This is a genomic window from Streptomyces sp. NBC_00670 (assembly GCF_036226765.1).
Classification (GTDB): domain Bacteria; phylum Actinomycetota; class Actinomycetes; order Streptomycetales; family Streptomycetaceae; genus Streptomyces.
This window is the reverse complement of record NZ_CP109017.1, coordinates 3416383-3441166: the sequence shown is the minus strand read 5'-3', so window position 1 is coordinate 3441166 and position 24784 is coordinate 3416383. Positions and strand designations below refer to the sequence as shown.

28 protein-coding genes are annotated in these 24784 nt (G+C 72.6%); 21 read left to right on the top strand and 7 right to left on the bottom strand.

Features of this window, described 5'->3' with window-relative positions:
* Nucleotides 1–87: 87 nt before the first annotated feature.
* Nucleotides 88–1143 (top strand): CHAD domain-containing protein, encoded by a 1056-nt coding sequence (locus tag OIE12_RS15305; RefSeq protein ID WP_329141981.1) that lies wholly within the window; start codon nt 88–90, stop codon nt 1141–1143.
* Nucleotides 1144–1202: 59 nt separating this feature from the next.
* Here the strand turns inward: OIE12_RS15305 and mshD are convergent, their stop codons facing one another.
* Nucleotides 1203–2162: a mycothiol synthase gene (mshD, locus tag OIE12_RS15300; RefSeq protein WP_329135673.1), complete on the bottom strand. Its 960-nt coding sequence runs from the start codon at nt 2160–2162 to the stop codon at nt 1203–1205.
* Between the two features lie 548 nt (nt 2163–2710).
* Between mshD and OIE12_RS15295 the strand changes: the two genes are divergently transcribed.
* The 5 genes from OIE12_RS15295 to OIE12_RS15275 all read left to right on the top strand — a co-directional run bounded on the left by OIE12_RS15295 (nt 2711) and on the right by OIE12_RS15275 (nt 8335).
* Nucleotides 2711–4492 (top strand): ABC transporter ATP-binding protein, encoded by a 1782-nt coding sequence (locus tag OIE12_RS15295; RefSeq protein WP_329135671.1) that lies wholly within the window; start codon nt 2711–2713, stop codon nt 4490–4492.
* A gap of 189 nt (nt 4493–4681) precedes the next feature.
* Nucleotides 4682–5761, top strand: a complete 1080-nt coding sequence (locus tag OIE12_RS15290) for a S1C family serine protease (protein ID WP_329135669.1) — start codon at nt 4682–4684, stop codon at nt 5759–5761.
* Between the two features lie 56 nt (nt 5762–5817).
* On the top strand, nt 5818–6033 hold the full coding sequence (locus OIE12_RS15285; RefSeq protein ID WP_329135667.1) for a hypothetical protein: 216 nt from the start codon (nt 5818–5820) through the stop codon (nt 6031–6033).
* An 83-nt stretch (nt 6034–6116) separates the two neighbouring features.
* Complete coding sequence (locus OIE12_RS15280) at nt 6117–6851, top strand: response regulator transcription factor (RefSeq protein ID WP_329135666.1); 735 nt, start codon at nt 6117–6119, stop codon at nt 6849–6851.
* Entirely contained in the window at nt 6848–8335 is a 1488-nt protein-coding gene (locus OIE12_RS15275) for a HAMP domain-containing sensor histidine kinase (protein WP_329135665.1), read from the top strand. The genes OIE12_RS15280 and OIE12_RS15275 overlap by 4 nt, the downstream gene beginning before the upstream one ends.
* A gap of 38 nt (nt 8336–8373) precedes the next feature.
* Here OIE12_RS15275 and OIE12_RS15270 read toward each other — a convergent pair whose 3' ends face one another.
* The gene (locus tag OIE12_RS15270; protein WP_329135663.1) at nt 8374–8775 is read right to left on the bottom strand and encodes a DNA-binding protein; all 402 of its coding nucleotides are present in this window, start codon (nt 8773–8775) and stop codon (nt 8374–8376) included.
* A complete protein-coding gene (locus tag OIE12_RS15265; protein WP_329135661.1) occupies nt 8772–9023 on the bottom strand; it encodes a hypothetical protein in 252 nt (83 codons plus the stop codon). The genes OIE12_RS15270 and OIE12_RS15265 overlap by 4 nt, the downstream gene beginning before the upstream one ends.
* Nucleotides 9024–9155: 132 nt before the next feature.
* Between OIE12_RS15265 and OIE12_RS15260 the strand changes: the two genes are divergently transcribed.
* Nucleotides 9156–9854 (top strand): response regulator transcription factor, encoded by a 699-nt coding sequence (locus OIE12_RS15260; protein WP_329135659.1) that lies wholly within the window; start codon nt 9156–9158, stop codon nt 9852–9854.
* 54 nt (nt 9855–9908) lie between these two features.
* Here OIE12_RS15260 and OIE12_RS15255 read toward each other — a convergent pair whose 3' ends face one another.
* Nucleotides 9909–10934, bottom strand: coding sequence for a LacI family DNA-binding transcriptional regulator (locus tag OIE12_RS15255; RefSeq protein WP_329135658.1), 1026 nt, complete (start codon nt 10932–10934; stop codon nt 9909–9911).
* 53 nt (nt 10935–10987) lie between these two features.
* Nucleotides 10988–11830, bottom strand: a complete 843-nt coding sequence (locus OIE12_RS15250; RefSeq protein ID WP_329135656.1) for a response regulator transcription factor — start codon at nt 11828–11830, stop codon at nt 10988–10990.
* Between the two features lie 256 nt (nt 11831–12086).
* Here OIE12_RS15250 and OIE12_RS15245 point away from each other — a divergent pair, with 256 nt between their 5' ends.
* The 7 genes from OIE12_RS15245 (at nt 12087) to OIE12_RS15215 (ending at nt 17755) form a co-directional block, all read left to right on the top strand.
* Nucleotides 12087–12959, top strand: a complete 873-nt coding sequence (locus tag OIE12_RS15245) for an alpha/beta hydrolase (RefSeq protein ID WP_329135654.1) — start codon at nt 12087–12089, stop codon at nt 12957–12959.
* 62 nt (nt 12960–13021) lie between these two features.
* Entirely contained in the window at nt 13022–13276 is a 255-nt protein-coding gene (locus OIE12_RS15240; RefSeq protein ID WP_329135652.1) for a MoaD/ThiS family protein, read from the top strand.
* Nucleotides 13277–13278: 2 nt separating this feature from the next.
* Nucleotides 13279–14541 carry a hypothetical protein gene (locus OIE12_RS15235; protein WP_329135650.1) on the top strand — a complete coding sequence of 421 codons (1263 nt, stop codon included), beginning with the start codon at nt 13279–13281 and terminating at the stop codon, nt 14539–14541.
* A 287-nt stretch (nt 14542–14828) separates the two neighbouring features.
* A complete protein-coding gene (locus OIE12_RS15230) occupies nt 14829–15584 on the top strand; it encodes an LmeA family phospholipid-binding protein (protein ID WP_329135648.1) in 756 nt (251 codons plus the stop codon).
* 621 nt (nt 15585–16205) lie between these two features.
* Nucleotides 16206–17051: a sulfurtransferase gene (locus OIE12_RS15225; RefSeq protein WP_329135646.1), complete on the top strand. Its 846-nt coding sequence runs from the start codon at nt 16206–16208 to the stop codon at nt 17049–17051.
* 56 nt (nt 17052–17107) lie between these two features.
* Nucleotides 17108–17395, top strand: coding sequence for a DUF1416 domain-containing protein (locus OIE12_RS15220; protein ID WP_030382482.1), 288 nt, complete (start codon nt 17108–17110; stop codon nt 17393–17395).
* A gap of 102 nt (nt 17396–17497) precedes the next feature.
* Entirely contained in the window at nt 17498–17755 is a 258-nt protein-coding gene (locus tag OIE12_RS15215; protein ID WP_030382483.1) for a DUF3099 domain-containing protein, read from the top strand.
* Between the two features lie 30 nt (nt 17756–17785).
* On the opposite strand, the gene OIE12_RS15210 is transcribed toward OIE12_RS15215, so the two are convergent.
* Nucleotides 17786–18148, bottom strand: coding sequence for a DsrE family protein (locus tag OIE12_RS15210; RefSeq protein ID WP_329135643.1), 363 nt, complete (start codon nt 18146–18148; stop codon nt 17786–17788).
* 324 nt (nt 18149–18472) lie between these two features.
* Between OIE12_RS15210 and OIE12_RS15205 the strand changes: the two genes are divergently transcribed.
* From OIE12_RS15205 to ygfZ, 6 genes are all read left to right on the top strand, one after another.
* Nucleotides 18473–19132: a hypothetical protein gene (locus OIE12_RS15205; RefSeq protein ID WP_329135641.1), complete on the top strand. Its 660-nt coding sequence runs from the start codon at nt 18473–18475 to the stop codon at nt 19130–19132.
* The gene (locus OIE12_RS15200) at nt 19129–19986 is read left to right on the top strand and encodes a hypothetical protein (RefSeq protein ID WP_329135639.1); all 858 of its coding nucleotides are present in this window, start codon (nt 19129–19131) and stop codon (nt 19984–19986) included. The genes OIE12_RS15205 and OIE12_RS15200 overlap by 4 nt, the downstream gene beginning before the upstream one ends.
* Nucleotides 19983–20891 carry a hypothetical protein gene (locus OIE12_RS15195; RefSeq protein ID WP_329135637.1) on the top strand — a complete coding sequence of 303 codons (909 nt, stop codon included), beginning with the start codon at nt 19983–19985 and terminating at the stop codon, nt 20889–20891. Before OIE12_RS15200 ends, OIE12_RS15195 begins: the two co-directional genes overlap by 4 nt.
* Nucleotides 20892–21144: 253 nt before the next feature.
* Complete coding sequence (locus tag OIE12_RS15190; RefSeq protein WP_329135635.1) at nt 21145–21720, top strand: FABP family protein; 576 nt, start codon at nt 21145–21147, stop codon at nt 21718–21720.
* 66 nt (nt 21721–21786) lie between these two features.
* On the top strand, nt 21787–22254 hold the full coding sequence (locus tag OIE12_RS15185) for a Fur family transcriptional regulator (RefSeq protein ID WP_329135633.1): 468 nt from the start codon (nt 21787–21789) through the stop codon (nt 22252–22254).
* 34 nt (nt 22255–22288) lie between these two features.
* Nucleotides 22289–23254 carry a CAF17-like 4Fe-4S cluster assembly/insertion protein YgfZ gene (ygfZ, locus tag OIE12_RS15180; protein WP_329135630.1) on the top strand — a complete coding sequence of 322 codons (966 nt, stop codon included), beginning with the start codon at nt 22289–22291 and terminating at the stop codon, nt 23252–23254.
* An 18-nt stretch (nt 23255–23272) separates the two neighbouring features.
* Here the strand turns inward: ygfZ and dtd are convergent, their stop codons facing one another.
* A complete protein-coding gene (gene dtd / locus OIE12_RS15175) occupies nt 23273–23698 on the bottom strand; it encodes a D-aminoacyl-tRNA deacylase (protein WP_329135628.1) in 426 nt (141 codons plus the stop codon).
* 193 nt (nt 23699–23891) lie between these two features.
* On the opposite strand from dtd, the gene OIE12_RS15170 reads away from it, so the two are divergent.
* A complete protein-coding gene (locus OIE12_RS15170; protein WP_329135626.1) occupies nt 23892–24497 on the top strand; it encodes an RsiG family protein in 606 nt (201 codons plus the stop codon).
* Nucleotides 24498–24784 lie beyond the last annotated feature (287 nt).

The following is a 24784-nucleotide window of genomic DNA, read 5'->3' as shown; positions in this document are numbered from 1 at the left end:
GGTGCGGCCGTCGGCCGGCCGGTCGACGGCCCTCCGCGGGCCACGTCCGGCCCGGGGGCGCCCGGCCGTCCCCGTCCGGCCGGGGACCTGGCGACCGAACCGGGAGCGGCCCCCGCCGACGGGAGCGGTCCCGGCGGGGACGCGCTCGCCGCCTACCTCCAGGCGCAGGCCACCGAGTTCCTCCGCTCGCTGCGGGCCCACCGGGAGAGCGGGGCCGGGGGCGGCGGCGCCCCCGAGGAGTCCGCGGAGGCGGTCCGCGCGCTCAGGCGTTCCGCGCGGCGGATCAGCGGGACGCTGCACACCTTCCGGCCACTGCTGGACGCCGACTGGTCCGAGACCATGCGCCCCGAGCTGGCCTGGCTCTCCGGCACCCTCGCCCGCGAGCACGCTTACGCCTCCCGCCTGGAGCGCCTGCTGCTCGCCCTGCACCGGCTGTCCGGCGCGGCGCCGGTCCCGGCCGCCGCCGGGGTGGGCGCACGTACGGCGGGGGCGGACGCACCGGCGGGGGCGATCGCGCCGGCCGCCCCCGACCGCGCCGGCCTCACCGTCGGCGCGGCCAAGGCGGGCGCCCTGCTCGACCGTCAGCTCACCCTCGCCCGCACCCGCGCCCACTCCACCGCGCTCCAGGCCCTCGGCTCCGGCCGCTTCCACGCCGTCGCCGACCGGATCGCCTTACTGGCCAGCGAAGTGCCGCTGTCCCCCGCCGCGGCCGACACCGGCCTGCGCCCCCTGGCCACCGCCGCCGAGGAGCGGCTCACCGACGCCGTCGCCGCGCTGCCGCTGGTCACCGCCGGCCACCCCTACAACGCGGCGGCCCTGGTGCACGGCCTCGCCCCGGAGACCACCCCGCAGCCGCAGGACGCGCCCTGGCACCAGGTCCGCCTCCTGCTGCGCCTGCACCGCTACGCCCACGAGGTGCTGACCGGCGCCCCCGCCGACGTACGCCTGCGGGCCGCGGGCCAGGCCCTGACCCGCCACCGCGACGCCTCCGAGGCCGCGGCGGCGGCCGCCTCCGCCGCCCGCACCCCCCGCATCGCCCCCGCCACGGCCTACGCCCTCGGCGTCCTCCACGCCGACCAACGCCACGAGGTCGAAGCCGCCCGCTTCACCTTCCACCAGGCCTGGCAACGGCAGCTCCGGTGAAGGGACCAGGGCCGAGTTGATGCGCGGTTCCGGCGACTGACTGGACGCAAGCATCCCCCTCAGCTCTCCGTGCGGTACATCAGGTCCGTCTCGTGGGTCGTGAAGCCCAGGCGTTCGTACACCGTCACGGCCGCCGTGTTGTCGGCGTCGACGTAGAGCATCGCGGTGGGCAGGCCGCGGTCCGCCAGGTGGCGCAGGCCGATGGTGGTGAGGGCCTTGCCGAGGCCGCCGCCCTGGGCGGAGGGGCGGACGCCGACGACGTAGACCTCGCCGAGCCCCTCCTCGGCGTGCGTCTTCGTCCAGTGGAAGCCGAGGAGTTCCCCTTCGCCGACCTCGCCGTCGCCGCCGTCCCCGCTCGTGCGCTCGGCCAGGAAGAAGCCCTCGGGGTCGAACCAGGGCTCGGCCTTGCGGTCGTCGAGGTCGCGCTGGGTGAGGGAGCCCTGCTCGGGGTGGTGGGCGAAGGCCTCGGCGTTGGCGGCGAGCCAGGCCGCGTCGTCCTGCCCGGGCCGGAACGTCCGTACGGTCACGCCCGCCGGCAGCTTCGGCTCGGGGGCGTCGAAGCCGGTCAACGGGCGGCGCATCTGGCGCAGTTCGCGGAAGAGGGTGAGGCCGAGGACCTGGGCGAGGTGCCGGGCGGCGGAGTGCCCGCCGTGCGCCCACACGCGCAGCCGCTTGCCCGTGGCGGCGAGCAGCGCCGAGCCGAGCGCGCGGCCGTGGCCCTGCCCGCGGTGGGAGGGGTGCACGACCAGTTCCGCGGCCGGTGCCTCCACCGGGTCGGTGTCCTCCAGTTGCGCGTAGCCGACGAGCGTGCCGCCGGCCGACAGCAGCAGATGCCGTACGCCGTCCCGGGCGCCGCCGCGCAGTCGCAGCCGGCCCTGCTCGGACACCGCCTGCTGCCCGTCGCACCGGGCGGCCTCCGCGAGCAGCGCGAGCACGGCCTCGGCCTGCCCGGGGGAGAGCGCGGTGAGCGTGTCGAGGGAGCGGTTCGGGCCGGGCCGTGCGGTGTCTTCGCTGGTCATGCGTCCGAGCGTACGGGGAGGGTGCGGGGCGTGTCGCGTGTACGGCGCGCGGGCATCACATGCGCCTGGCAATGAGCTGGGTGAATTCAATATAAGGGCCGTAATAAATTCTGTGTGAGGCGGCGAATGGTTCCGCAGGGCGCCTGAAAATGGTTTCAGGTGCAATTCATCGAGGTCTCAGCGGAATTGGCCGTTTCCGGTCCCGGGGTCCCGTAGTGTTTTCCATGTCGAAAGCGAACGGCGCTTACGGCGAAGGAAACAACGGCAACGAACAAGGAGACGTCATGAGCTTCCGCAAGGTCACCCCGGTCAAGAAGAACCGCAAGCCCGCCGCCCCGGTGGCGAAGAAGCACGCGCCGAAGAAGGCCGCGCCGAAGCGCCGCCCGGTCGGCCACAAGGGCTGACACCCCCATCCCACGAGGCGGGGCCGCCGGACCGAACGAGGTCCGGGGCCCCGCCTCGGGCGTGTACGCGACCAATGATCCCCCCGGGGATCTCCCCGGGAATTCCCCCTGGATCCCCCTGTACATGGAAATCGAGGACGTCCCGTGCGTGAAGTCGAAGCGGCGTTCGCGCGGTTCTGGCCGCTGACGCGCGGCGACCGCGGACCGCTGGTGCTGATCGTCGTCTGCGTGATCGTCTCCGCGCTCGCCGAGACCGCCGCCATTCTGCTCTTCGCCGAACTCACCGACCACGCTCTCCAGGCCGGTTCGCTCGCCGCGTTCTGGGGACCGGCCGGCGCGTGGCTCGGCGTCGCCGTCCTGGGCGCGCTCGTCGGTTATCTCGGCAACTCCCTCGCCGTGTGGACGGCCGAGCGGTTCGTGCTGCGGCTGCGCGCGAAGGTGTTCCGGCACGTGCAGAGCCTGCCGCCGGACTTCTTCCAGCGGCACCGGCGTGGCGATCTGGTGGAACGTCTCACCGGGGACGTCGAGGCCATCGAACAGATGGTCGTCTCCGGGGTCGTCGGCGCGGTCTCCGCCGCCTTCTCCGCGCTCTTCTACGCCACCGCCGCGTTCTGGCTGCGCTGGGACCTGGCCCTTGCCACGTTCCTCCTCGCCCCCCTCTTCCTCCTCGCCGCGCGCCGCTTCTCCGGCCGCATCAAGAAGGCGTCCCAGGACGAACGGGCCGCCGACGGCGCGCTCACCTCCGTCGTCGAGGAGTCGCTCGGCAACATCGTCCTCACCCAGGCGTACAACCGGCGCCGTGCGGAGGAGCTGCGGCTGGAGAAGGAGGCGCGCGCCTGGCTGCGGGCGTCGGTGCGGGGGGCGCGGGCGAGTGAGCGGTACGAGCAGGTCGTCGAGGTGGTCGAGACGGTGTGCGTGCTCGCGGTGATCGGGCTCGGCGCGTGGGAGATCGCCCAGGGGCGGATGACGCTGGGGCAGCTGCTGGCGTTCGCCGCGTTCCTCGGCTATCTGTACCCACCGGTGCGGGACCTCGGGCAGCTCGGTCTGACGCTCACGGCGGCCACGGCGGGGGCGCGGCGGCTGGGCGAGCTGCTCGACGCCGAGCCCGCCGTGACGGATCCGGCGGAACCGGTGCCGGCGTGGCCGGTGCGCGGGTGGGTCGGCTTCCACGGGGTGTCGTTCCGGTACCCGGGGGCGGAGGGGCGCGAGGCGCTGCGGGAGGTGTCGCTGACGGTCGGCCCGGGGGAGCTCTTGCTGGTCACGGGGCCGAGCGGGGCCGGCAAGTCGACGCTGTCGAAGCTGCTGACCCGCTTCTACGACCCGACGGAGGGGGCCGTGTGCCTGGACGGGGTGCCGCTGGACGCGGTGCCGCTCGAGTTCCTGCGGGAGAACGTGACGCTGCTGCCGCAGGAGACGCTGGTGCTGCGGGGCACGATCCGGGAGAACATCGCGGCGGGGCGGCCGGGGGCGACGGAGGCGGAGATCGTGCGGGCCGCGCGGGACGCGGCGGCGCACGACTTCGTGGCCGCGCTGCCGGACGGCTACGACACGGTGATCGCGCCCGGGACGGCCGCGTTGTCCGGGGGACAGTCGCAGCGGGTGGCCATCGCGCGGGCGATGCTGCGGGTGGCCCCGGTCCTGGTGCTGGACGAGCCGACGGTGGGGCTGGACGCGGGGGCGGTGCGGGAGGTGATGGAACCGTTGCGCCGCCTCGCGGCGGGCCGCACGACGGTGCTCATCAGCCACGACCTGGCGCTGGCACCGCTGGCGGACCGGGTGGTGGTGGTCGACGGCGGGCGCGTGGTGGAGACGGGAACGCATGCGGAGCTGGCGGGGCGCCGGGGTGGGGTGTACGCGGGGCTCTGGGGGGCGGGTGAGTCCACTTCGCCCCCGCCGCCCCTCCCCCTTCCCGTCCCCGAGGGCTAGCCCTCGGAGCCTCGGGAAGATCACGCGGTTCCCCGCGCCTCTCTCCAGGGGCGCGGGGCTGTGTCGGTGTGCGGCTGCGCCGGCTGCATCCGCCGTCCCGCCCCCCTTTATATCGGGCATACGTACTTCTGTCGGGCTTCTCAGTGGTCCCTCAGGCGGCTCTCATGATCGCGGGACACTCTCTTTCACATGACAGAGAGCAGCTTCCGCAGCGGCGACCACGAGCAGCAGCACCCCCAGGCGGGCCACGCCCACCAGGCTCACCAGGCACCGGGCCCGGAGGGCCAGGCCGACCCCGCCACCGAACACCTGTTCGCTCCCGTGAACCCCGAGTGGCCGCCTCCCCCGTCCTACGACCCCGCCACCCAGCCGGCCGCGTCCCACAAGAAGCGCGCGAAGGGCCCCTTCGCCCTCCTCGCCGCCGTGGCGATAGCCGCCGCGGCCGTCGGCGGCGGCACGGCCTACGGCATCCAGGAGCTCACCCACTCCTCGAACACCGTCGCCGCGAGCACCACCGGCACCAGCGCGGTCCCGGTCGGCAAGAAGGGCTCCGTCTCCGCCATCGCCGCCGCCGTCAGCCCCAGCGTCGTGGAGATCACCGCCACCTCCAACGCCGGCGAGTCCACCGGCTCCGGCGTGATCATCACCAGCGACGGCGAGATCGTCACCAACAACCACGTCGTCACCGGCGCCTCCACCGTCAAGGTCCAGACGCACGACGGCAAGACGTACACCGCCCAGGTCGTCGGCACCGACAGCAAGAAGGACCTGGCCCTGATCAAGCTGGAGAACGCCTCCGGCCTCACGGCCGCCTCGCTCGGCGACTCCGACGACGTCCAGGTCGGCGACGAGGTCGTCGCCATCGGCTCCCCCGAGGGTCTGACCGGCACCGTCACCAGCGGTATCGTCTCCGCCCTCGACCGCGACGTGACCGTCTCCACCGACGAGAGCCAGCAGCAACAGCAGCAGGGCGGCGGCAACGGCAACTGGCCCTTCCAGTTCGGCGGCCAGCAGTTCAACGGCGACACCGGCTCGTCGACGACGACGTACAAGGCGATCCAGACCGACGCCTCCCTCAACCCGGGCAACTCCGGCGGCGCGCTGATCAACGCGGCCGGTCAGATCATCGGCATCAACTCCGCGATGTACTCCTCCTCCGCCGACTCCTCCTCGTCCAGCGCGGGCAGCGTTGGCCTCGGCTTCGCCATCCCGATCAACACCGTCAAGTCCGACCTCGCGACGCTGCGGGCCGGCGGCTCCGACAGCTGAACCGACCCTCCGCACCATGCGGCGGGCCCACTCCAGGCTCACTTCAGGAGGTCACGATGATCCAGCAGGTGACGCACACGGTGACCGGCACCGACCCGGCGGGCACGGCGCTCGCCCTGGCGGTCGCGTCCGCCCTCCACGCCCCTTCGACCCGGGCCCCCGAGGTCGCCCCCGTCCCCCCGCAGCCGCAGCTCATGGGGCTGCGGACCACCGCCGCCCATCCGCACCGCCGCCGGGTCGCCCTGCGCAGGCTGGACACGCTGCGGGCCTGACGTGCGACGCTTTAGGCGTTCAGCGCACGGCACGCAGACCCCGTGCCCCGTCCATCCCACCGCATCCGAGGAACCCCACGCCCATGAGCCCCGCCGAAGGCGACCGTGACACCCAGCGCATCCTGATCGTCGACGACGAGCCGGCGGTGCGCGAAGCACTCCAGCGCAGCCTCGCCTTCGAGGGCTACGACACCGAGGTCGCCGTGGACGGCGCGGACGCGCTGGAGAAGGCCACCGCGTACCAGCCGGACCTGCTGGTCCTGGACATCCAGATGCCGCGCATGGACGGCCTCACCGCCGCCCGCCGCATCCGCGGCACCGGCGACACCACCCCGATCCTGATGCTCACCGCCCGGGACACGGTCGGCGACCGGGTCACCGGCCTGGACGCCGGGGCGGACGACTACCTGGTCAAGCCGTTCGAACTGGACGAGCTGTTCGCCCGGGTCCGCGCCCTGCTGCGCCGCAGCGCCTACGCGGCCGCCGTGACCGGCGCGGACGAGGAGAACGAGACCCTCGCCTTCGGCGACCTGCGCATGGACCTGGCCACCCGCGAGGTGACCCGGGGCGGGCGCGCGGTGGAGCTGACCCGTACCGAGTTCACGCTTCTGGAGATGTTCATGGCGCACCCGCGCCAGGTGCTCACCCGTGAGCAGATCCTCAAGGCGGTCTGGGGCTTCGACTTCGAGCCGAGCTCCAACTCCCTGGACGTCTACGTGATGTACCTGCGCCGCAAGACGGAGGCCGGCGGCGAGGCCCGCCTCGTCCACACGGTGCGGGGCGTCGGGTACGTCCTGCGCGCGGGCGGCGCGGAGTGATCCGACGCTTCCGCGCGCTGCCGCTCCGTTCCCGCCTGGCGCTGCTGGTCGCCGCGGCGGTGGCCTTCGCGGTGGCGGCGGTCTCGGTGACGTGCTGGTTCATCGTCCAGGGCCGGCTGTACGCCCAGGTGGACGACGATCTGAAGCAGGCCACCCAGCGGCCGCAGCAGTACTCCCAGGTCGTCGGCACGCTCAACAACTGCACGCAGACCCCGCAGGGCGCCCCGAGTCAGCTGCGGACCCGGGAGAACTACTACCTCGAACTGGTCCAGGCGGACGGCACGGCCTGCGTCTCCTCGAACTCCGCGGGCCTGGTGAAGGTCACCGGCGCCGACAAGCGCGTGGCCCAGGAAGCGGGCTCCGCCGGCTCCGCCGACCGGGTCGTGCGCCGCAACGGCACCGACGACGACGGCAACGCCGTCCGCGTCCGGACGATCCCGCTGACCGCCACCCAGGGCCTCGGCACCGAGCCGCAGATCGTGCCCGGCACCGCCCTCCTCGTCGCGACCCCGCTCAGGAGCACCCAGTCGACCCTGAACGACCTGGCGCTGATCCTGCTGCTGGTCTCCGGCATAGGGGTGCTCGGCGCCGGGGCCGCCGGACTGGCCGTGGCCCGCGCGGGGCTGCGCCCCGTCGACAAGCTCACCGCGGCCGTCGAACACGTGGCCCGCACGGAGGACCTCACCGTCCGCATCCCCGTCGACGAACCCGCCGACGACGAGATCGCCCGCCTCTCCCGCTCCTTCAACTCCATGACGGCGTCCCTGGCTTCCTCCCGGGACCTCCAGCAGCAACTGATCGCGGACGCGGGCCACGAACTCCGCACCCCCCTGACCTCCCTCCGCACGAACATCGAACTCCTCACCCGCAGCGAGGAGACCGGCCGCCCCCTCCCCGCCGCCGACCGCAAGGCGCTGCTCGCCTCGGTGAAGGCGCAGATGACGGAACTGGCCGCGCTCATCGGCGACTTGCAGGAGCTGTCCCGCCCGGACACCGGCCAACACTCGGACCGTACGCAGATCGTGGCCTGGCAGGACATCGTCGAGTCGGCGCTGCGCCGGGCCCGGCTGCGCGGCCCGGAGCTGACGATCACAGCGGACGTGGAGCCCTGGTACGTCCGCGCGGAGCCGTCCTCGCTGGAGCGGGCGGTGGTCAACATCCTGGACAACGCGGTGAAGTTCAGCCCCGAGGCCGGCACGATCGAGGTACGGCTGGCCGACGGCGTCCTGACGGTACGGGACCACGGCCCCGGCATCGACGCCGACGAACTCCCCCACGTCTTCGACCGCTTCTGGCGCTCCCCCGGCGCGAGGGCCCTGCCGGGCTCCGGCCTCGGCCTCTCCATCGTGGCCCGCACGGTCCAACAGGCGGGCGGCGAGGTCTCCCTCGCCCCCGCGACGGACCCACCCGGCGGCACGATCGCCACGATCCGCCTCCCGGGGGCACCGACACCGCCGCCGAGGCAGGAAGAGCTCCTTGGCTAGGGCCTGTCTTTGGCAGTGTGCGCCCGCGTCAAGCGTAGTCAGATGCCGACAAGCCGGACACGTTCGCCGCACAACCCGGCCATGTCGTCCACGTCGGACGTCAGTATGACCACGGGGCCCGGCTGGCGCAGCGCCATCTCGGCGACCGTCGCGTCGATCGCGTACTTGTGGCCGTGCAGACCGGCGGCCTTGAGCAGATCGGCCGAGGCTCTCGCCGCGTTCTCGGTCACGGGCTCGACCTTGACGCGGGAGAGGGCCCACTTCAGTCGGGGCAGGTTCACCCGTGCATGGCTGACCTCGACGATGGTGTTGGCTCCGATGACGACATCGGCGCCCATGGTGTGCAAGACCTGGAACATGGCGAGGATCTCGCGGTCCTGAGCGATCCAGGCGGAGAGCCCCTGGGAATCCAGGACGACGGTTTCGACGTGTTCGTTCACGCCGCGCTCGCCGGCCCGTCGGCATCCGCCGCCGTGCCGAAGAGCCTGGAGCGCGCCTGAGACAGCTCCTCCTCGGTGAACGCTCCGTGCTCCTCCTGGTGACGCAACAGATCGGCACCGAGCAGTTGGTGCCGAATCTGACGGCCCACGGCCTCGGCGACGTATCCGGAGACGTTGTCGGTGAGCTTCTTCAGTTCGGCGACCTGCTCGGCCGGTAGCGTCACAGTGATGCGCGTGGTGTCCGCCATGGGGCGAGCATACTGCGGTATGCGCCGCAGCCGCTCACGGCCGCGAGGGACGGTGACGGCCGGCCGGTGGCCCCAGCCTGCTCACACCCCGTTCCAAGGTCCGCCACAGTCGGCCGGTGGAGCGTCGGGGCCATGGCGCGGAAGATTCTGCTGGCGGACGACGACGCGGCCGTACGCGAAGGGCTCGGCCGGGTTCTGAGGTTCGAGGGGTACGAGACCGTGCTCGCCGGGGACGGCCGCGAAGCCGTCGTACGCGTGAACGGGGACGGTGACGGCGGACGGCCCGACCTCGTGCTGATGGACGTCACCATGCCGGTACTGGACGGGCTGGCCGCGACCCGGCGGATACGGGCCTCCGGCTGCACCGTGCCGATCCTCATGCTCACCGGGCGCGACGCCGTCGGCGACCGCATCGTCGCCCTCGACAACGGGGCCGACGGCTATCTGATGAAGCCCTTCGCGACGGAGGAACTCCTCGCGCGGGTACGGGCGCTGCTGCGCCGTTGCCCACGGCTCCCGGCACCGCCGGCGGAGGACCGTCTCACCTTCGACGAACTGGCCATGGACCGCATCACCCGCACGGTGACCTGGTCCGGCCGCCCGCTGGAGCTGACGAAGACGGAGTACGCCCTCCTGGAGTACCTCCTCCGCCACCCCGGCAAGGTCCTCACCCGCAGCCGCCTGCTGCGCGAGGTGTGGGGCTTCTCCTTCGAGCCCACGTCCAACACGCTCGACGTCTACGTCATGTACCTGCGCCGCAAGCTCCACCACGAAGGTGCCCCCCTCCTGATCCACACCGTCAGGGGCCTGGGCTTCGCCCTGCGGAGATGAAGCGCCCGGGCAAGGGGCGCGGAGCCCCTCAGCGGAGCCCCTCAGCGGAGCCCCTCAGGCCACGCAGCCGCAGGACGCGCGGTTCACCAGGCGGGACGGGAACTGCTTCAGGCGTTCGCGGTGGGAGCCGGGGACGCGGAGGCCGTCGTCCAGGACGAGGTCCACCGCCGCCCGCGCCATCGCCGACCGGTCCGACGCGACCGTCGTCAGCGGCGGATCCGTCAGCGCCGCCTCCTTCACGTCGTCGAACCCCGCCACCGCCAGCTGCCCCGGCACCTCGATCCGCAGCTCCCGCGCCGCCCGCAGCACCCCGATCGCCTGGTCGTCCGTCGAGCAGAAGATCGCCGGTGGCCGGTGCGGGCCGGCCAGCAGCTCCAGCCCCACCTGGTACGCGTCGTAGCGGTTGTACGGCGCCTCGAACAGCCGCCCCTCCGTGGAGACGCCCGCCTCGGCCATCGCCTGCCGCCAGCCCTCCACGTGGTCGGAGACCGGGTCGCCCACCGCCGGCGTCTCCGCCGTACCGCCCATGCAGGCGACGTACGGATGCCCGTGCTCCAGCAGGTGCTGGACGGCGAGCCGGGCGCCGCCGAGGTCGTCCGTCACCACCGCCACGTCGTCTATCAGCTCGGGCCGCTCGTGCAGCAGCACCACCCGCGCGTCCCACGCCTCGATCTCCGCGGCGGCGTGGTCGTTGAGCGCGTGGCTGACGAGGATCAGCCCGGAGACCCGCATGCCGAGGAAGGCGCGCAGATAGTGGACCTCGCGCTCGGCGACGTAGTCCGTGTTGCCGACCAGCACCATCTTTCCGCGCTCGGCGGCGGCCTGTTCGACCGCGTGCGTCATCTCGCCGAAGAACGGCTGGCGCGCGTCCGGCACGATCATGCCTATGAGGTCGGTCCGCCGCGAGGCCATGGCCTGGGCGACCCGGTCCGGCCGGTACCCCAGCTCCTTGATCGCGGCGAGGACACGCTCGCGCGTGGCCGGGGCGACCGGCCGGGGTCCGTTGTTGATGACGTAGCTGACGACGGCGGTGGAGGTCCCCGCCAGCCGCGCCACATCGTCCCGAGTCACCTTGGCCACGCGCGGAGTCTACGCGGATGGATCGGCCCTGGGCAGGGAGTTTCCCCCGCTTCTCACGCCTCGGAAGCGGCCTTGGCGGTGGCGTCGGCCGACTCGCCCTTCTCGTCCTGTTTCGCCCTCTCCGTCCGCCGGGACCCTTCCGGCCCGTCCTGCTTCTCGGCGCGCTCGGCGCGCTCGGCGCGCTCGGTCCGGTCGGTCCGGTCGGTCCGGTCGGTCCGGTCCGGCTTCTCCGGGGTCACGAACCGGTAGCCGACGTTCCGCACGGTGCCGATCAGCGACTCGTGCTCGGGGCCGAGCTTGGCCCGCAGCCGCCGGACGTGCACGTCGACCGTGCGGGTGCCGCCGAAGTAGTCGTACCCCCAGACCTCCTGAAGGAGCTGGGCGCGGGTGAAGACGCGGCCCGGGTGCTGCGCGAGGTACTTCAGCAGCTCGAACTCCTTGAAGGTGAGGTCCAGGACGCGGCCCTTGAGCTTGGCCGAGTACGTCGCCTCGTCCACCGACAGGTCGCCGTTGCGGATCTCCATGGGGGAGTCGTCGCCCGCGATCTGCTGTCGGCCCATGGCCAGCCGCAGCCGGGCCTCGACCTCGGCCGGGCCCGCGGTGTCCAGCAGGACGTCGTCGATGCCCCAGTCCGCGGTGACGGCGGCGAGACCGCCCTCGGTCACCACCAGGACCAGCGGGCAGCCGGGCCCCGTCGAGCGCAGCAGCTGGCACAGGCTGCGCACCTGCGGCAGGTCGCGGCGGCCGTCGATGAGGATGACGTCGGCCCCGGGGGTGTCGACGAGGGCCGGGCCCTCCGCCGGGGCCACCCGCACGCTGTGCAGCAGCAGCCCGAGCGCGGGCAGCACCTCAGCGGAGGGCTGGAGGGCGTTGGTGAGGAGCAGCAGGGAGCTCATCGCGTCCTCCCCTCGGGGGTCGTCCCCTCCGGGGGCTTCGTATGGTCGTGCTCGGTTCGCTGGCCCATGACGTCCGGTCCTTCCTCGGTTCTGTCGAGGATGTGTGCGGCACTGCACTGCTTCACTGCTTGGCTGCTTCGCTGTGGCTTTCCGCGCTTCGCTGCCGGCTTTCCCGCTTCGTATACAACGCTCCCGAAAGCACAAAAGGACCCGGGGGCTTCTCTGCCCGAGTCCTCTTCGCAGCAGAATAGCCCACATGAGCGGTGGTCGGGCAGGTCATGTGGCGCGTCCCACGGGGCGTCCGAAGGGTGAGACACCCGCGGACGCGGTGTCCGGGGCGGGTACGGAGGGGGAGCGGCGGGCGCCGCGGCGGCGGTTCCTGCGCACGGAGGACGGGGTCCTGATCGACGCCGCGTACGACCCCGGCGAGCGTGCCGCGGAGGCGGAGGGCGCCGGGCTCGTCCTCGTCGTCGCGCACGGTTTCACCGGGGACCTGGAGCGCCCGCACGTACGGCGGGTCGCGGCCGCGCTGCGCCGTCGCGGGGCGGTGGTCACGTTCTCCTTCCGGGGCCACGGCGCCTCCGGCGGGCACTCCACCGTCGGCGACCGCGAGGTGCTGGACCTGGCGGCGGCGGTGCGGTGGGCGCGTGAGCTCGGCCACACCCGGGTGGCCACGGTCGGCTTCTCGATGGGCGGCTCGGTGGTACTGCGGCACGCGGCGCTGCGGCCCGAGGGTGCGGAGACGGACACGGTGGTCGCGGTCAGCTCGCCGGCCCGCTGGTACTACCGGGGTACGGCACCGATGCGGCGGCTGCACTGGCTGGTCACCCGGCCGGTGGGGCGCGCGGTGGGCCGCTACGGCCTGCGCACCCGCATCCACCACCGGGACTGGGACCCGGTCCCCGCCTCCCCGGTCGAGTCGGTGCCGCTGATCGCGCCGACGCCGCTGCTGATCGTGCACGGCGACCGGGACGGCTACTTCCCCGTCGACCACCCCCGCATGCTGGCCGACGCCGCCCCCGACCACGCCGAACTCTGGCTGGAGGAGGGCATGGGCCACGCCGAGAACGCGGCGGCGGACGAGCTGTTGGAGCGCATCGGGGCGTGGGTGGCGGCGCGGGCGGGCTAGCCTGACGGTGTTCACACAGCCGGCGCCGAGGTACTCGCCGGCATCACCGATCGAGGGACGAGATGGCAAGAGGCACGGTGCGCTACTGGGCCGCCGCCAAGGCCGCGGCCGGGACCGCCGAGGAGCCGTACGACGCGGTCACGCTCGCACAGGCGCTCGACGCCGCCCGGGAACGACACCCCGGCGAGCTGGACCGGGTCCTGCTGCGGTGCTCCTTCCTCGTCGACGGAGACCCGGTCGGGAAGCGTGAACACGAGACGGTACGGCTGGCCGAGGGCGGCACGGTAGAGGTGCTCCCGCCGTTCGCAGGAGGGTGAGCATGTCGGAGCCGTATGGGCCCTACGGGGAGCATGGGCAGCAGGGGGAGTACGAGCAGTACGGGGAGTACGGGCAGCAAGGGCCGTACCGGTCCCCGCGGTACGACGGCTACCAGCAGGGGTACGGGGAGCCGCGGCCGTACGCCCAGCAGCCGCCGCAGCAGCAGCACCAGCCGCCGCAGCAGCAGCACCAGCACCCTCAGCAGCAGGGCTGGTACGGCGGTGAGGCCGCCGATCCGCAGCAGTACACCGCCGATCCGCAGCAGTACACCCAGCAGTGGCAGGGGCAGACCTGGGAGACGCAGGTCCAGCCCTCGCTCGCCGCGCCGGCGGCGGCGGAGACGGCGTACATGCCGACGACGGGGGCGGTGCCGTACGAGCCGCAGGCCGCGCCGGCTCCGGCCCCGGTTCCGGCGCCCGAGCCGGTGCCGGCGCCTCCCGTCGCGGGCGCGGCGGGCGGCGGTGACGGGACGCCCTACGGGCCCGCCACGGTCGCCGGGAACACCCGGATCACCGACGCGCAGCGGGCGCGGTTGGAGGGCCGGTCGCCGATCATCGAGCCGGGCATGCAGCCCGCGCTGCTCACCGCCGTGCTCGGCGTGCTGCTCGCCGGGGCGGCGGTCGTCGGGTCGTACGCGCTCGTCGTGCCGCTCGTGGTGCTCCAGGCCGTGACCGCGGCCGGCTGGTTCCGGCTCAACGGCATGTGGCCGGCCCGGCAGGGCATCGCCCTGGCCTTCCTCGGCGGGCTCGTCGCGGACGTGGCCGTCCTCGCGGCCGGGCGGGAGCACGGGCCGGCGGCGATCCTCGGCACGCTGGGGGTGTGGGTGCTGCTCACCCTCGTCCTGCAACTGCGTTCGCACGCCGATCCGGACGAGCGGATGTACGGGCTGATGGCGACGGTCGTCTCGGCGGCGCTGACGGTCGTGGCGACGGGGCATCTCGCGGCCGACGCGGACGCGGTGACGGTGGGCGGGGTGGCGGTCACGGTGGCGGTCGTCGCGCGGGCGTTGCCGTTGCCGACGGTGGTGTCGGTGGTGGTCGCCCTGCTGGCGGCCGCGGGGGCCGGGGTCGCGGTGGGCGGGATGACGGATCTGGGGGCGTCGGGAGCGGGGCTGGGGGTCGGGGCGGGGGTGTGCGCGCTGATCGGCCACCGGGCGGCGAGCTACGACTATCCGTCGCGGTTCGTGCACTTCACGGCGGGCGTGGCGTTGCCGCTTGCCGCGGCTGCGCCGGCGGTGTGGGTGCTGGGGCAGGCGCTGGGGTAGCCGACGGGGGTTTCCCCGCCCCCGCCGCCCCTACCCTTCCCATCCCCGACAAGGGGCTCCGCCCCTTGGACCCCGGGGGGCTCGGGTGGCGTGGTTCGACGGGAGTGCGGGTGGGTTGTGGCTGGTCGCGCAGTTCCCCGCGCCCCTTGAAAGCAGGGGGCGCTCCCTGCTCCGACAACGCAGCGCCCCGTCACAACCGATCAACAACCCGGCCCTCGGCCGCCCCCTCCCCACCCGTCCGGGTTACGCTCGCCGTTCGACCGATCGACGCGGGGGACACACCGGGCATGCGCGCACTGCGAATACTCCTCATCATCATCGTGATCGTCGGCGGACTCTTCGTCATCGCCGACCGCGTCGCCGTCCACTTCGCCCAGAACGAGGCCGCCGACCGCATCAAGACCAACGAGAACCTCGCCGAGACCCCCAGCGTCTCCATCGACGGCTTCCCGTTCCTCACCCAGGTCGCGAGCGGCGAGCTCGACGAGATCCACGTCGGCATCAAGGACTACGAGGTCGCCACCGGCACCGCCGGGAAGAACGGCGGCGCCGGCGCCGACACCCTCCGCATCGACGACCTCAACGCCGACATGCACGGCGTCGACTTCTCCAGCGACTACTCCTCCGCCACCGCCCGCACCGCCACCGGCACGGCCACGATCTCCTACGACGAGCTCCTGAAGGCGGCCAAGTCGGAGCCGACGGAGATCATCCCGGGCGTCACCGCGCGGATCCTCGGCCTCTCGGACGGCGGCAACGGCAAGATCAAGGTGAAGGTCAAGATCCAGGGCCCCACCAAGGCGCTGTCGCAGACGACGTCCCTGCTCAGCTCCATCACCGTCGAGAACGGCGTCGTCAAGGTGCATGCCGACTCGCTGCCCAAGACCGGCCTGGCCCTCGCCGAGCAGAAGGTCCGCTCCATCACCGACTTCCAGCAGGCGATCGACCAGCTCCCCGGCGGCATCAAGATCGACAAGGTCGAGGCCGCCGAGGAGGGCGTGCACATCACCGCCAAGGGCACCAACGTCAGCGTGACGGGCTGAGGTTCACTCCGGCGGACCGAGACACACTCCGCCGGGCCGAGTCCCACCCCCGCCGGCCGGTATGAGACGGCTCCGCGTGGGGTAGGACCGCCCCTGGGCCGCCGCGCCCCCGTCCCGTGACACGTCCCGTACGACCGTCCCGTACGACCGTCCCGCACGACTGTCCGTCAGCCGAGACGCCCCCGTCCGCCCAGCAGATGCCCGCCCCGTGTGACGCGAGTGACAATGGCCGCGAAACCGGGCAGTGGCGGACCTCCCGCGGGCCCGACGGAACCCCGGCCACCCTCGTCATCCCACATCACGGACGATCGCGTCTCAGTATGCGACACGTCGGTGACATGCCCGCCCGTCCGTCCTTACGATCGCAGCATGCGGTGCTACTCGAGCGTCCCCCGACTGCGGGGACAGGCGGATCTGACGAAGCGGCGGGCAGTCGACCTGTGCCGCGTCGCCGCCATGCTCTGTCGCACTTTCTGACCGGAGGCCACCCGCCTCCGCGTTCCCCACGGCGCCCTCGCCCCCGAGGCCCCGCCCCGCGCCGTACGCGCCCCTCGCGGGGCACGGCCGCGCGCCCCGCACCCACCCGCATCATCCCGCCGCAACTGCCCCGGAGGAGAAAGCATGAGCCGCAGCGACGTACTGGTCGACGCCGACTGGGTCCAGGCGCACCTGGACGACCCGAACGTGGCCGTCGTCGAGGTCGACGAGGACACCGCCGCGTACGACAAGAACCACATCAAGAACGCGATCCGCATCGACTGGACCAAGGACCTCCAGGACCCGGTCCGCCGCGACTTCGTCGACCAGGAGGGCTTCGAGAAGCTCCTGTCGGCCAAGGGCATCGCCAACGACACCACCGTCGTCCTCTACGGCGGCAACAACAACTGGTTCGCCTCGTACGCGTACTGGTACTTCAAGCTCTACGGCCACCAGGACGTCAAGCTCCTCGACGGCGGCCGCAAGAAGTGGGAGCTGGACTCCCGCGACCTGGTCGACGGCTCCGAGGTCCCCAGCCGCCCGGCCACCCAGTACAAGGCCAAGCCGCAGGACGCCTCGATCCGCGCCTTCCGCGACGACGTCGTGAACGCGATCGGCTCGCAGAACCTCGTCGACGTGCGCTCGCCCGACGAGTTCTCCGGCAAGCTGCTCGCCCCGGCCCACCTGCCGCAGGAGCAGTCGCAGCGCCCGGGCCACGTCCCGACGGCCGCGAACATCCCGTGGTCGAAGAACGCCAACGACGACGGCACCTTCAAGTCGGACGACGAGCTCAAGGAGCTCTACACCGCCGAGAACGTGGACCTCGCCAAGGACACCATCGCCTACTGCCGCATCGGTGAGCGCTCCGCGCTGACCTGGTTCGTCCTGCACGAGCTGCTCGGCCAGGAGAACGTCAAGAACTACGACGGCTCCTGGACGGAGTACGGCTCCCTCGTGGGCGTGCCGATCGAGCTCGGCACCGGCAAGTAACCCGCACGACCGACGACACCGACACCGACCTTTCAAGACCTCTTCAGGAGTACGACATGTGTGGAGCGAAGGCCGGCGGCCCGGACGCCTCGACGATCAAGGCCGGTGAGACCACCATCCAGGGACAGGTGACCCGTGACGGCGAGCCGGTGACCGGCTACGTCCGCCTGCTGGACTCGACCGGCGAGTTCACCGCGGAGGTCCCCACCTCCGCGACGGGGCAGTTCCGCTTCTACGCGGCCGAGGGCACCTGGACCGTACGGGCCCTGGTTCCCGGCGGCACCGCGGACCGCACGGTCGTCGCCCAGCAGGGCGGCCTCGCGGAGGTCGCGATCGCGGTCTGAGTGAGCGGGGGCGCGCACGCGCCCCGAACGGCGGCAGGGCCGCACCCACCGGGAACCTCCGGAGGGTGCGGCCCTTCGCCGGTCCGGCCTACGCTGAGAAGCATGTACGCACGCCGGCGCCGGACGTACTTCGTGATGATGGGGACCTGCATCGCGCTCTTCGTGCTGGCCTGGGGAGTCGTACGGCTCTGGTCGGTCCCGGCGGCCATCGGGATGTGCGTGGTGGCCATGGTCATCCCGCCGGCCGCCGCGATCCTCGCCAACCGGCGCGGCCCCGACGACCGCTGGTGGGACGACCCCTCCGGCGACCCCAAGTCCGACGAGTGGTGGGACGAGCTGGACGGCAGGAAGCGCCGGTAGCGCCCGCCCTTCTGTCCTGCCCGACCCGTCTCAGTAGACGAGCGCCTGTGTCTCGTCCGCCATCGCCTCCTGCACGAACACCTGCGCGCCCGCGATCCGGACGCCCTCGATGACGTCCTTCTCGGTGAGGTCCCGGCGGGCGGCGCACTGCGTGCAGAGCGTGATGCGGCCCGCCGCCATGATCGACTCGATCAGGCCGGGCAGCGGCGCGGAGTGCGGCAGTTCGAACTCCGCCGCCCGCCCCGGCACCGCGAACCACGCGGACTCGCCGGTCAGCCACAGGGACACGTCCACACCACTGGCGACGGCCACGGCCGCCACGGTGAACGCCTGCGAGCAGCGTTCGGGCGCGTCCGCCCCCGCCGTCACCTTGATCACGAGCTTCTTCGCCATGCCCGAATCGTAATCAACGTGTCTACAACCGGGGACGGGACCTGTGGGTCTTCTGTGCCGCACGGGACGGAATCCGTGCTTCACCTTTTTGTGGGGGACGTCTTGGAACGACCCGAAGAAAGACCCGACGCGCCAAAAGCGCCTGATGAACCACTTGTCGCACCAGTTGTCGCACCACCTGTCGGGCCACCTGTCCAGTCACCTGTCGAACCGTCCGTAGAACCCCCTGTCGAGTTCGCTGTAGAACCCCCGGTCGCGCCCTCCGCGGAACCGTCCGCGCCGGTCCGGCGGCGGCGTGGTCCGCTGCTGCTCGCCGGGGCCGCCGTGCTCGGGCTGGTCGCCGGTGCCTGCGCCGGGTACCTGATCCAGGCCGACCGCGCGCCGACGAAGCTGCCCTCCCTCTCCCAGCCGGTCATCAAGCAGGCCAAGGGCGAGCCGGAGCCGCTCTCCGCCGCGCGGGACGCCCGGCTGAGGACCGACGGCGATCTGCGCAAGCTGCTGCTGAAGAAGCCGGCCGGCGCCGAGGACGCGGAGTGGCTCACGGGAACGGACGGCTGGCTGGACCAGGCCTCGTACGCCGAGAGTTACGAGAAGCCCGCCGGCGCCTTCGAACATGCCTCGGACGAGGAGTTCCGCCGGGCCGCCGTCGTCGGCTGGGAAACGGGCGGCGACAGCAGCGTGGAGATCCGGCTGGTGCAGTACCGGCAGGAGGAGTCCCTGGCGGCCGAGGAGTCCAACTCCAACAACCAGTACTGGGCCGGCCGTAAGAGCGGCACCCGGAGCTGGGCGCTGCCCGGCACGCGGGACGGCCGCGCGTACGTGCACAGCCGGCCCGAGACGAAGGCCGGCTATCTGCCGGTGTACGACGCGGAGGCGTACGCCTGGCGCGGGGACGTCTGCCTGGAGATCTACGTCACCGGCACCAAGCCGGTCACCAAGGCCACGATCATGCGCCTGGCCGAACGTCAGCTGGAGCGCCTGTGAGCCATGAAGAACCCACCCCGCCGATCCCGGACGCGGCTCCGGCCGCACTCCCGGACCCGATCCCGGCACCGGAAGCGATCCCGGCACCGGAGACGAGTCCGACCCCGGTCGCCCGCCCCGCCAGGCGTGCCCGCGTGCCGCGGATCGTCGGGGCCGCCGTGCTCGCGCTCGCCGTCGTCGGCGGGGTCGGGTACACCGCCGTCGCCGTCGACGGGGCCGACCGTGACGCGGGCGCCCCCCGCTGGAAGTTCCCCGAGGGGAAGGGCGACGACCACAAGGCGCCCGCCGCCTCCGGGCTCGCCGCGCTGCTCGTGCCGTACGGCGGCGACAGTACCGGCGGCTTCGGGCGCGGTCCCGACCTCGGCGAGTACGGCGCGGACGCCGAGCTCAGCGGGGCCCGGGCCACCGCCCTCCGCAAGGAGGTGCTGCGCGACCTGCCCCGCTCCCAGCGCAGGCTGCTGGAACGGCAGATCGACAAGCAGCACATCAAGGGCATGGCGATGCGCAGCTACCTCGACCGCACCTGGGACTCTGCCGCCACCGTGAGCATCACGCTGGTCCGCATGGACCGCTCCTCCGTACGGGCCGCCGCCGCCGGCCAGGACGAGCTCTTCGACGCCCTGGGCGACGTCCTGCGCGAGGGGCCCAGGATCAAGGGGCACAAGGACGCGCGGTGCTACCGGCCGCCGAAGGACACCGGCGACGACCTGGACGCGATGTACTGCTACGCCGCTCAGGGAGACGTCCTGGTCACGGCCACGGTGGACGGGGTGGCCCCGTTGAAGACCGAGGGAGCCACACAGCTCCTCAAGGACCAGCTCGACCGCATCGCGGAGCCGGGGGAGGCGGTATGACCGACCAGCAGCAGGAAGCGCCGGTGCGGGAGGTGACTCCCGTCCCGGAGCAGGCCCTCGTCCCGGAGCAGGCTCCCGTCCCGGAGCAGGCTCCGACCCAGGAACAGGAACAGCCCCCCGCCCCCGCGGCCCCGCCCAAAAAGAACCGCCGCACCCTGTGGACGGCCCTGCGGTGGACCGCCGCCGTCGCCGTGTTCGCGGCGGTCGGGGTGTCCACGGCGTACGGCATCACGCGTGCCGACCGCACGGACCTGCCCGGCCTCGCCACCGCCTCGGACGGCCGCTGGGACTACCCGGAGCTGACCCGGCCGCCGCTGCCCTCCGGCAGCCTGGGCCCCTTCGACGAGGGCAACGGGGCCGGCGCGCACTACGCCGACCTGCGCGGCCTCGTCCTGCCCGCCCCGAAGGGCGCGACCGCCGACAAGGCGCTGCGCGGCACCGACGGCTGGCTGGCGACGAAGGACTTCCTGGCGGCGTACGCCGGCAAGGACGACCGGGAGACCCTCGGCGGTCTGCTCGCCGACCGCGCGCTGCGGCACGTGGCCGCCCGGGGCTGGACCACGCCCGACGGCACGCACACCCGGGTCTACCTGCTCCAGTTCAACACGGCGGCCGTCGCGGAAGACCTGTTCCTGGACGAGCTGTCGGGCGCCGTCAGCCCGCCGTACGCCCTGCGCGGGGCCGGGGACTCCGTCTTCGACGACGACTGGCCCGACAAGGCGGTCATCCGGGACGTGCACCGTTCCACCTACGTCGAGGCCAAGCCGTACGGCGCCGAGCAGGTGCGGCAGGCGTACCTCTCCGCCGGGGACGTGATCGCGCTGATCACGCAGTCCCGCGAGGGCAGCGCGAAGGCCGTCCCGTTCCAGCAGACGGTGGTGCTCCAGGGCCAGCTCCTGAGCTGACCCGAGCCGACCGGCGGCCGAGCGGCCCGGAGAGGAGGGCCGGACCCCGGCCGCGTAAGCTGGGGTCCGGCCCTGTAGGGCCTCCGCCGTGTCCGCTCGTACCAGTCGTACCGCTCGCCCGAGGAGCACCCTGTGGAGATCTTCTTCGAAACCCTGCTGGTCCTGGTCTGCGTCGGCGTGCTCGCCTTCGCGTACCTGACCGTGAAGAAGCTGTACCAGGGCCAGCGCTGACCGTCGTCCAGGAGCTCCGCTCATGATCGAGATCCCGTCCGACCTCCACAAGAGCCTCGTCCCGCTCGCCTTCCTGCTCGGCGACTGGGCCGGCGCGGGCGTGCACGACTTCCCCGGCTCCGAGAAGTGCAACTTCGGCCAGGAGGTCTCCTTCAGCCACGACGGCCGGGACTTCCTGGAGTACCACTCGCGCAGCTGGGTGCTGGACGGCGAGGGCAGGAAGGTCCGGCCGCTGGAGACCGAGTCCGGCTACTGGCGGATCGACACCGACCGCAAGGTCGAGGTCACCATGGTCCGCGACGACGGTGTCGTCGAGGTCTGGTACGGCGAGCTGGCCGACAAGAAGCCGCAGGTCGACCTGGCCACCGACGCCGTCGCCCGCACCGCGGCCTCCGGCCCGTACACCGGCGGCAAGCGGCTGTACGGGTACGTCAACAGCGACCTGATGTGGGTCGGCGAGAAGCAGACGCCCGACGTCGAGCTGCGCCCCTACATGTCGGCCCACCTGAAGAAGGTCGTCACCCCCGAGGACGTCGAGCGCTGGGCCAAGGCCCTGCCCGAGGACATGCCGGACGACGGGATCGCGTTCTTCAAGTGACGGCAGCGCGGCACCGTTGTTCACAGGGCCCCGTGGGTGTCCGCGCGGGGTCCTAGACTGGTCCCCGTGGTAGCCACCGACTGGAAAACCGATCTGCGGCAGCGCGGTTACCGGCTGACGCCGCAGCGGCAGCTCGTGCTCGAAGCGGTCGACACCCTGGAGCACGCGACTCCCGACGACATCCTGGCCGAGGTGCGCAGAACCGCCTCCGGGGTGAACATCTCCACGGTCTACCGGACCCTGGAGCTGCTGGAGGAGCTGGAGCTCGTCTCGCACGCGCACCTCGGGCACGGGGCGCCGACCTACCACCTCGCCGACCGCCACCACCATCTGCACCTGGTGTGCCGGGACTGCACCAACGTCATCGAGGCCGACGTCGGCGTGGCCGCCGAGTTCACCGCCAAGCTGCGCGCCGAGTTCGGGTTCGACACCGACATGAAGCACTTCGCGATCTTCGGCCGCTGCGAGGCCTGCACGCGCCGGGTCCAGGACGCAGCCGCGGAAGGCCGGGGCGGGACCGCGGGGGAGAAATAAACGGGGCGGTCATCCGGTCGTAGGCTGTATGACCATGAAGAGCCCTCTGCTGTCCCTGCCCGGCGCCGTCCCCGCCGAGGGCGTGGACGAAGGCGTCGCCGCCCATTACGGCGACCTGTTCCGCGAGCAGCGCGCACTCGCCGACGGCGCCGGATTCGTCGACCTCTCCCACCGCGGCGTCGTCACGGTCACCGGTGAGGACCGGCTGAGCTGGCTGCATCTGCTGCTCACCCAGCACGTCAGCGACCTCCCCGCGCACCAGGCCACCGAGGCGCTCATCCTCTCCCCGCACGGCCACATCGAACACGCGCTCTACCTGGTCGACGACGGCGAGACCACCTGGGCGCACATCGAACCCGGCACCCAGGAGGCGCTGCTCGCCTATCTGGAGTCGATGAAGTTCTTCTACCGGGTCGAGGTCGCCGACCGCACCGCGGACTACGCCGTCGTCCACCAGCCCGCCGGTTCCATCGCCGAGGTGCCGGACGGCGTCGTCGTCCGCGAGACGCCGTACGGACGCGAGCTGTTCCTGCCCCGGGGCGACCTGGAGGCGTACGCCGCCGGGCACGGGCCCGCGGCCGGGCTGCTGGCGTACGAGGCGCTGCGCGTGGAGCACCACCGCCCGCGCCTCGGCTTCGAGACCGACCACCGCACCATCCCGCACGAGCTGGGCTGGATCGCCACCGCCGTCCATCTGCAGAAGGGCTGCTACCGGGGTCAGGAGACGGTCGCCCGGGTGCACAACCTGGGCAAGCCGCCGCGCCGGCTGGTCTTCCTGCACCTCGACGGCAGCGAGGTGCACCTGCCGCCGCACGGCACGGAGCTGCGGCTGGCGTCGGAGGGGGCCGACGGCCGCAAGATCGGCTTCGTCACCACGTCCGTACGCCACCACGAGCTGGGCCCGGTCGCGCTCGCCCTGGTCAAGCGGAACGTCCCCGTCGACGCCCCGCTGCTCGCCGACACGACGGCGGCGGCGCAGGAGACGGTCGTCGAGCCCTGAGTGCCCCGCCGGGCGCTCTCACATCTCCAGCAGGACGGTGAACGGGCCGTCGTTCGTCAGCGACACCCGCATGCGGGCTCCGAACCGGCCCGTCGCCACCGTCGCCCCCAACGCCCGCAGTCGGGCGACGACTTCGTCGACCAGCGGCTCGGCGACGGCCCCGGGCGCCGCCGCGTTCCACGTCGGGCGGCGCCCCTTGCGGGCGTCCCCGTAGAGGGTGAACTGGCTGACGACCAGCAGCGGCGCGTCGATGTCGCTGCACGACTTCTCGTCCCCCAGCATCCGCAACGTCCACAGCTTGCGGGCCAGTTGGGCCGCCTGCTCCTTGGTGTCCTCGTGGGTGACGCCCACCAGGACGCACAGCCCCTCGCCCTCGATCGCGCCGACCGTCTCGCCGTCGACGACGACCTCGGCGCCGTCCACCCTCTGTACCACCGCTCGCATGGGCACCATGATGCCGTGCGCACGGTGTACGACCTCGGGGGGTACCCGAAGGGGATTCTTATCGCTCCTTAACCGTCCATCCGGGGCTGTTCGGGGGCACTCGGTCATATAGCGGCCATCGGGGATGGCACGATGCGTGGTGCGGTCGCACCCGTCGGGTGCGCCGCGCCGGTCGAGGGGACGGTGGAGCAGCATGACCACACCGAGCATCGGGCAGCAGCCCGACATGGCGTCGTTGGCCCGTACGGTGCGGGCGGGGGAGCACCGGCCGCCGGTGCAGCGCACGGACAGCCCGCTGCCCGCGGAGCCGCCGGAGCCCGACCTCGGTGCCCTGAGCCTGCCCGAGCTGCGCACCCTGCGCCGGGACGCGCAGCAGGACGAGGCCGACCTGAGTTACGTACGACGGCTGTTGCAGGGGCGCATCGACATCCTGCGGGCGGAGCTCGCCCGGCGCGGGGGGACGGCCGCGCCGGAGGACGGCTTCGTGAAGCGGCTGACGGCGATCCTCACGGACGCGCCGGCCGCGCAGCGCTCGTCGGCGCGGCACGTGACGGTGGGGACGCCGCAGAGCGAGGAGTACCGGCGGCTGGCGGCGGAGATGCTCGGCGAGGTCGAACTCTCCGACCCCCGCGCCCGCACGGACGAGGAACTCACCACGGTCCTCACCCGCCTCGCCCGCTACGAACGCCACATCTCCCACCGCCGCCGCACCCTCCAACGCACCACGGACCACTGCACCAAGGAAATCGCCCGCCGCTACAGAGAGGGCGAGGCCCAGGTGGAGGACTTGCTGGGGTAGGGGCGCGGGACCGTGCTGTCTGCGCGGCTCCGCCACGGCGGGCGCGAGCCCAGCCACCGTGCCCCGTAAGGGGCGCGGGGCTGTTCTGTCTGCGCGGCTCCGCCACGGCGGGCGCGAGCCCAGCCACCGTGCCCCGTAAGGGGCGCGGGGCTGTTCTGTCTGCGCGGCTCCGCCACGGCGGGCGCGAGCCCAGCCATCGTGCCCCGTAAGGGGCGCGGGGAACTGCGCGACCAGCCCCCACCCACCCGCACCCGAAATCGAACCCCCGGGGTCCAAGGGGCGGAGCC

Coding starts and splice junctions, on each gene's coding strand:
- mshD (WP_329135673.1), bottom strand. CDS start 2,162: ATGACCAGCGAAGACACCGCACGGCCCGGCCCGAACCGCTCCCTCGAC.
- OIE12_RS15290 (WP_329135669.1), top strand. CDS start 4,682: ATGACAGAGAGCAGCTTCCGCAGCGGCGACCACGAGCAGCAGCACCCC.
- OIE12_RS15285 (WP_329135667.1), top strand. CDS start 5,818: ATGATCCAGCAGGTGACGCACACGGTGACCGGCACCGACCCGGCGGGC.
- OIE12_RS15280 (WP_329135666.1), top strand. CDS start 6,117: ATGAGCCCCGCCGAAGGCGACCGTGACACCCAGCGCATCCTGATCGTC.
- OIE12_RS15265 (WP_329135661.1), bottom strand. CDS start 9,023: ATGGCGGACACCACGCGCATCACTGTGACGCTACCGGCCGAGCAGGTC.
- OIE12_RS15260 (WP_329135659.1), top strand. CDS start 9,156: ATGGCGCGGAAGATTCTGCTGGCGGACGACGACGCGGCCGTACGCGAA.
- OIE12_RS15250 (WP_329135656.1), bottom strand. CDS start 11,830: ATGAGCTCCCTGCTGCTCCTCACCAACGCCCTCCAGCCCTCCGCTGAG.
- OIE12_RS15245 (WP_329135654.1), top strand. CDS start 12,087: ATGAGCGGTGGTCGGGCAGGTCATGTGGCGCGTCCCACGGGGCGTCCG.
- OIE12_RS15240 (WP_329135652.1), top strand. CDS start 13,022: ATGGCAAGAGGCACGGTGCGCTACTGGGCCGCCGCCAAGGCCGCGGCC.
- OIE12_RS15235 (WP_329135650.1), top strand. CDS start 13,279: ATGTCGGAGCCGTATGGGCCCTACGGGGAGCATGGGCAGCAGGGGGAG.
- OIE12_RS15230 (WP_329135648.1), top strand. CDS start 14,829: ATGCGCGCACTGCGAATACTCCTCATCATCATCGTGATCGTCGGCGGA.
- OIE12_RS15225 (WP_329135646.1), top strand. CDS start 16,206: ATGAGCCGCAGCGACGTACTGGTCGACGCCGACTGGGTCCAGGCGCAC.
- OIE12_RS15220 (WP_030382482.1), top strand. CDS start 17,108: ATGTGTGGAGCGAAGGCCGGCGGCCCGGACGCCTCGACGATCAAGGCC.
- OIE12_RS15215 (WP_030382483.1), top strand. CDS start 17,498: ATGTACGCACGCCGGCGCCGGACGTACTTCGTGATGATGGGGACCTGC.
- OIE12_RS15210 (WP_329135643.1), bottom strand. CDS start 18,148: ATGGCGAAGAAGCTCGTGATCAAGGTGACGGCGGGGGCGGACGCGCCC.
- OIE12_RS15195 (WP_329135637.1), top strand. CDS start 19,983: ATGACCGACCAGCAGCAGGAAGCGCCGGTGCGGGAGGTGACTCCCGTC.
- OIE12_RS15190 (WP_329135635.1), top strand. CDS start 21,145: ATGATCGAGATCCCGTCCGACCTCCACAAGAGCCTCGTCCCGCTCGCC.
- ygfZ (WP_329135630.1), top strand. CDS start 22,289: ATGAAGAGCCCTCTGCTGTCCCTGCCCGGCGCCGTCCCCGCCGAGGGC.
- dtd (WP_329135628.1), bottom strand. CDS start 23,698: ATGCGAGCGGTGGTACAGAGGGTGGACGGCGCCGAGGTCGTCGTCGAC.
- OIE12_RS15170 (WP_329135626.1), top strand. CDS start 23,892: ATGACCACACCGAGCATCGGGCAGCAGCCCGACATGGCGTCGTTGGCC.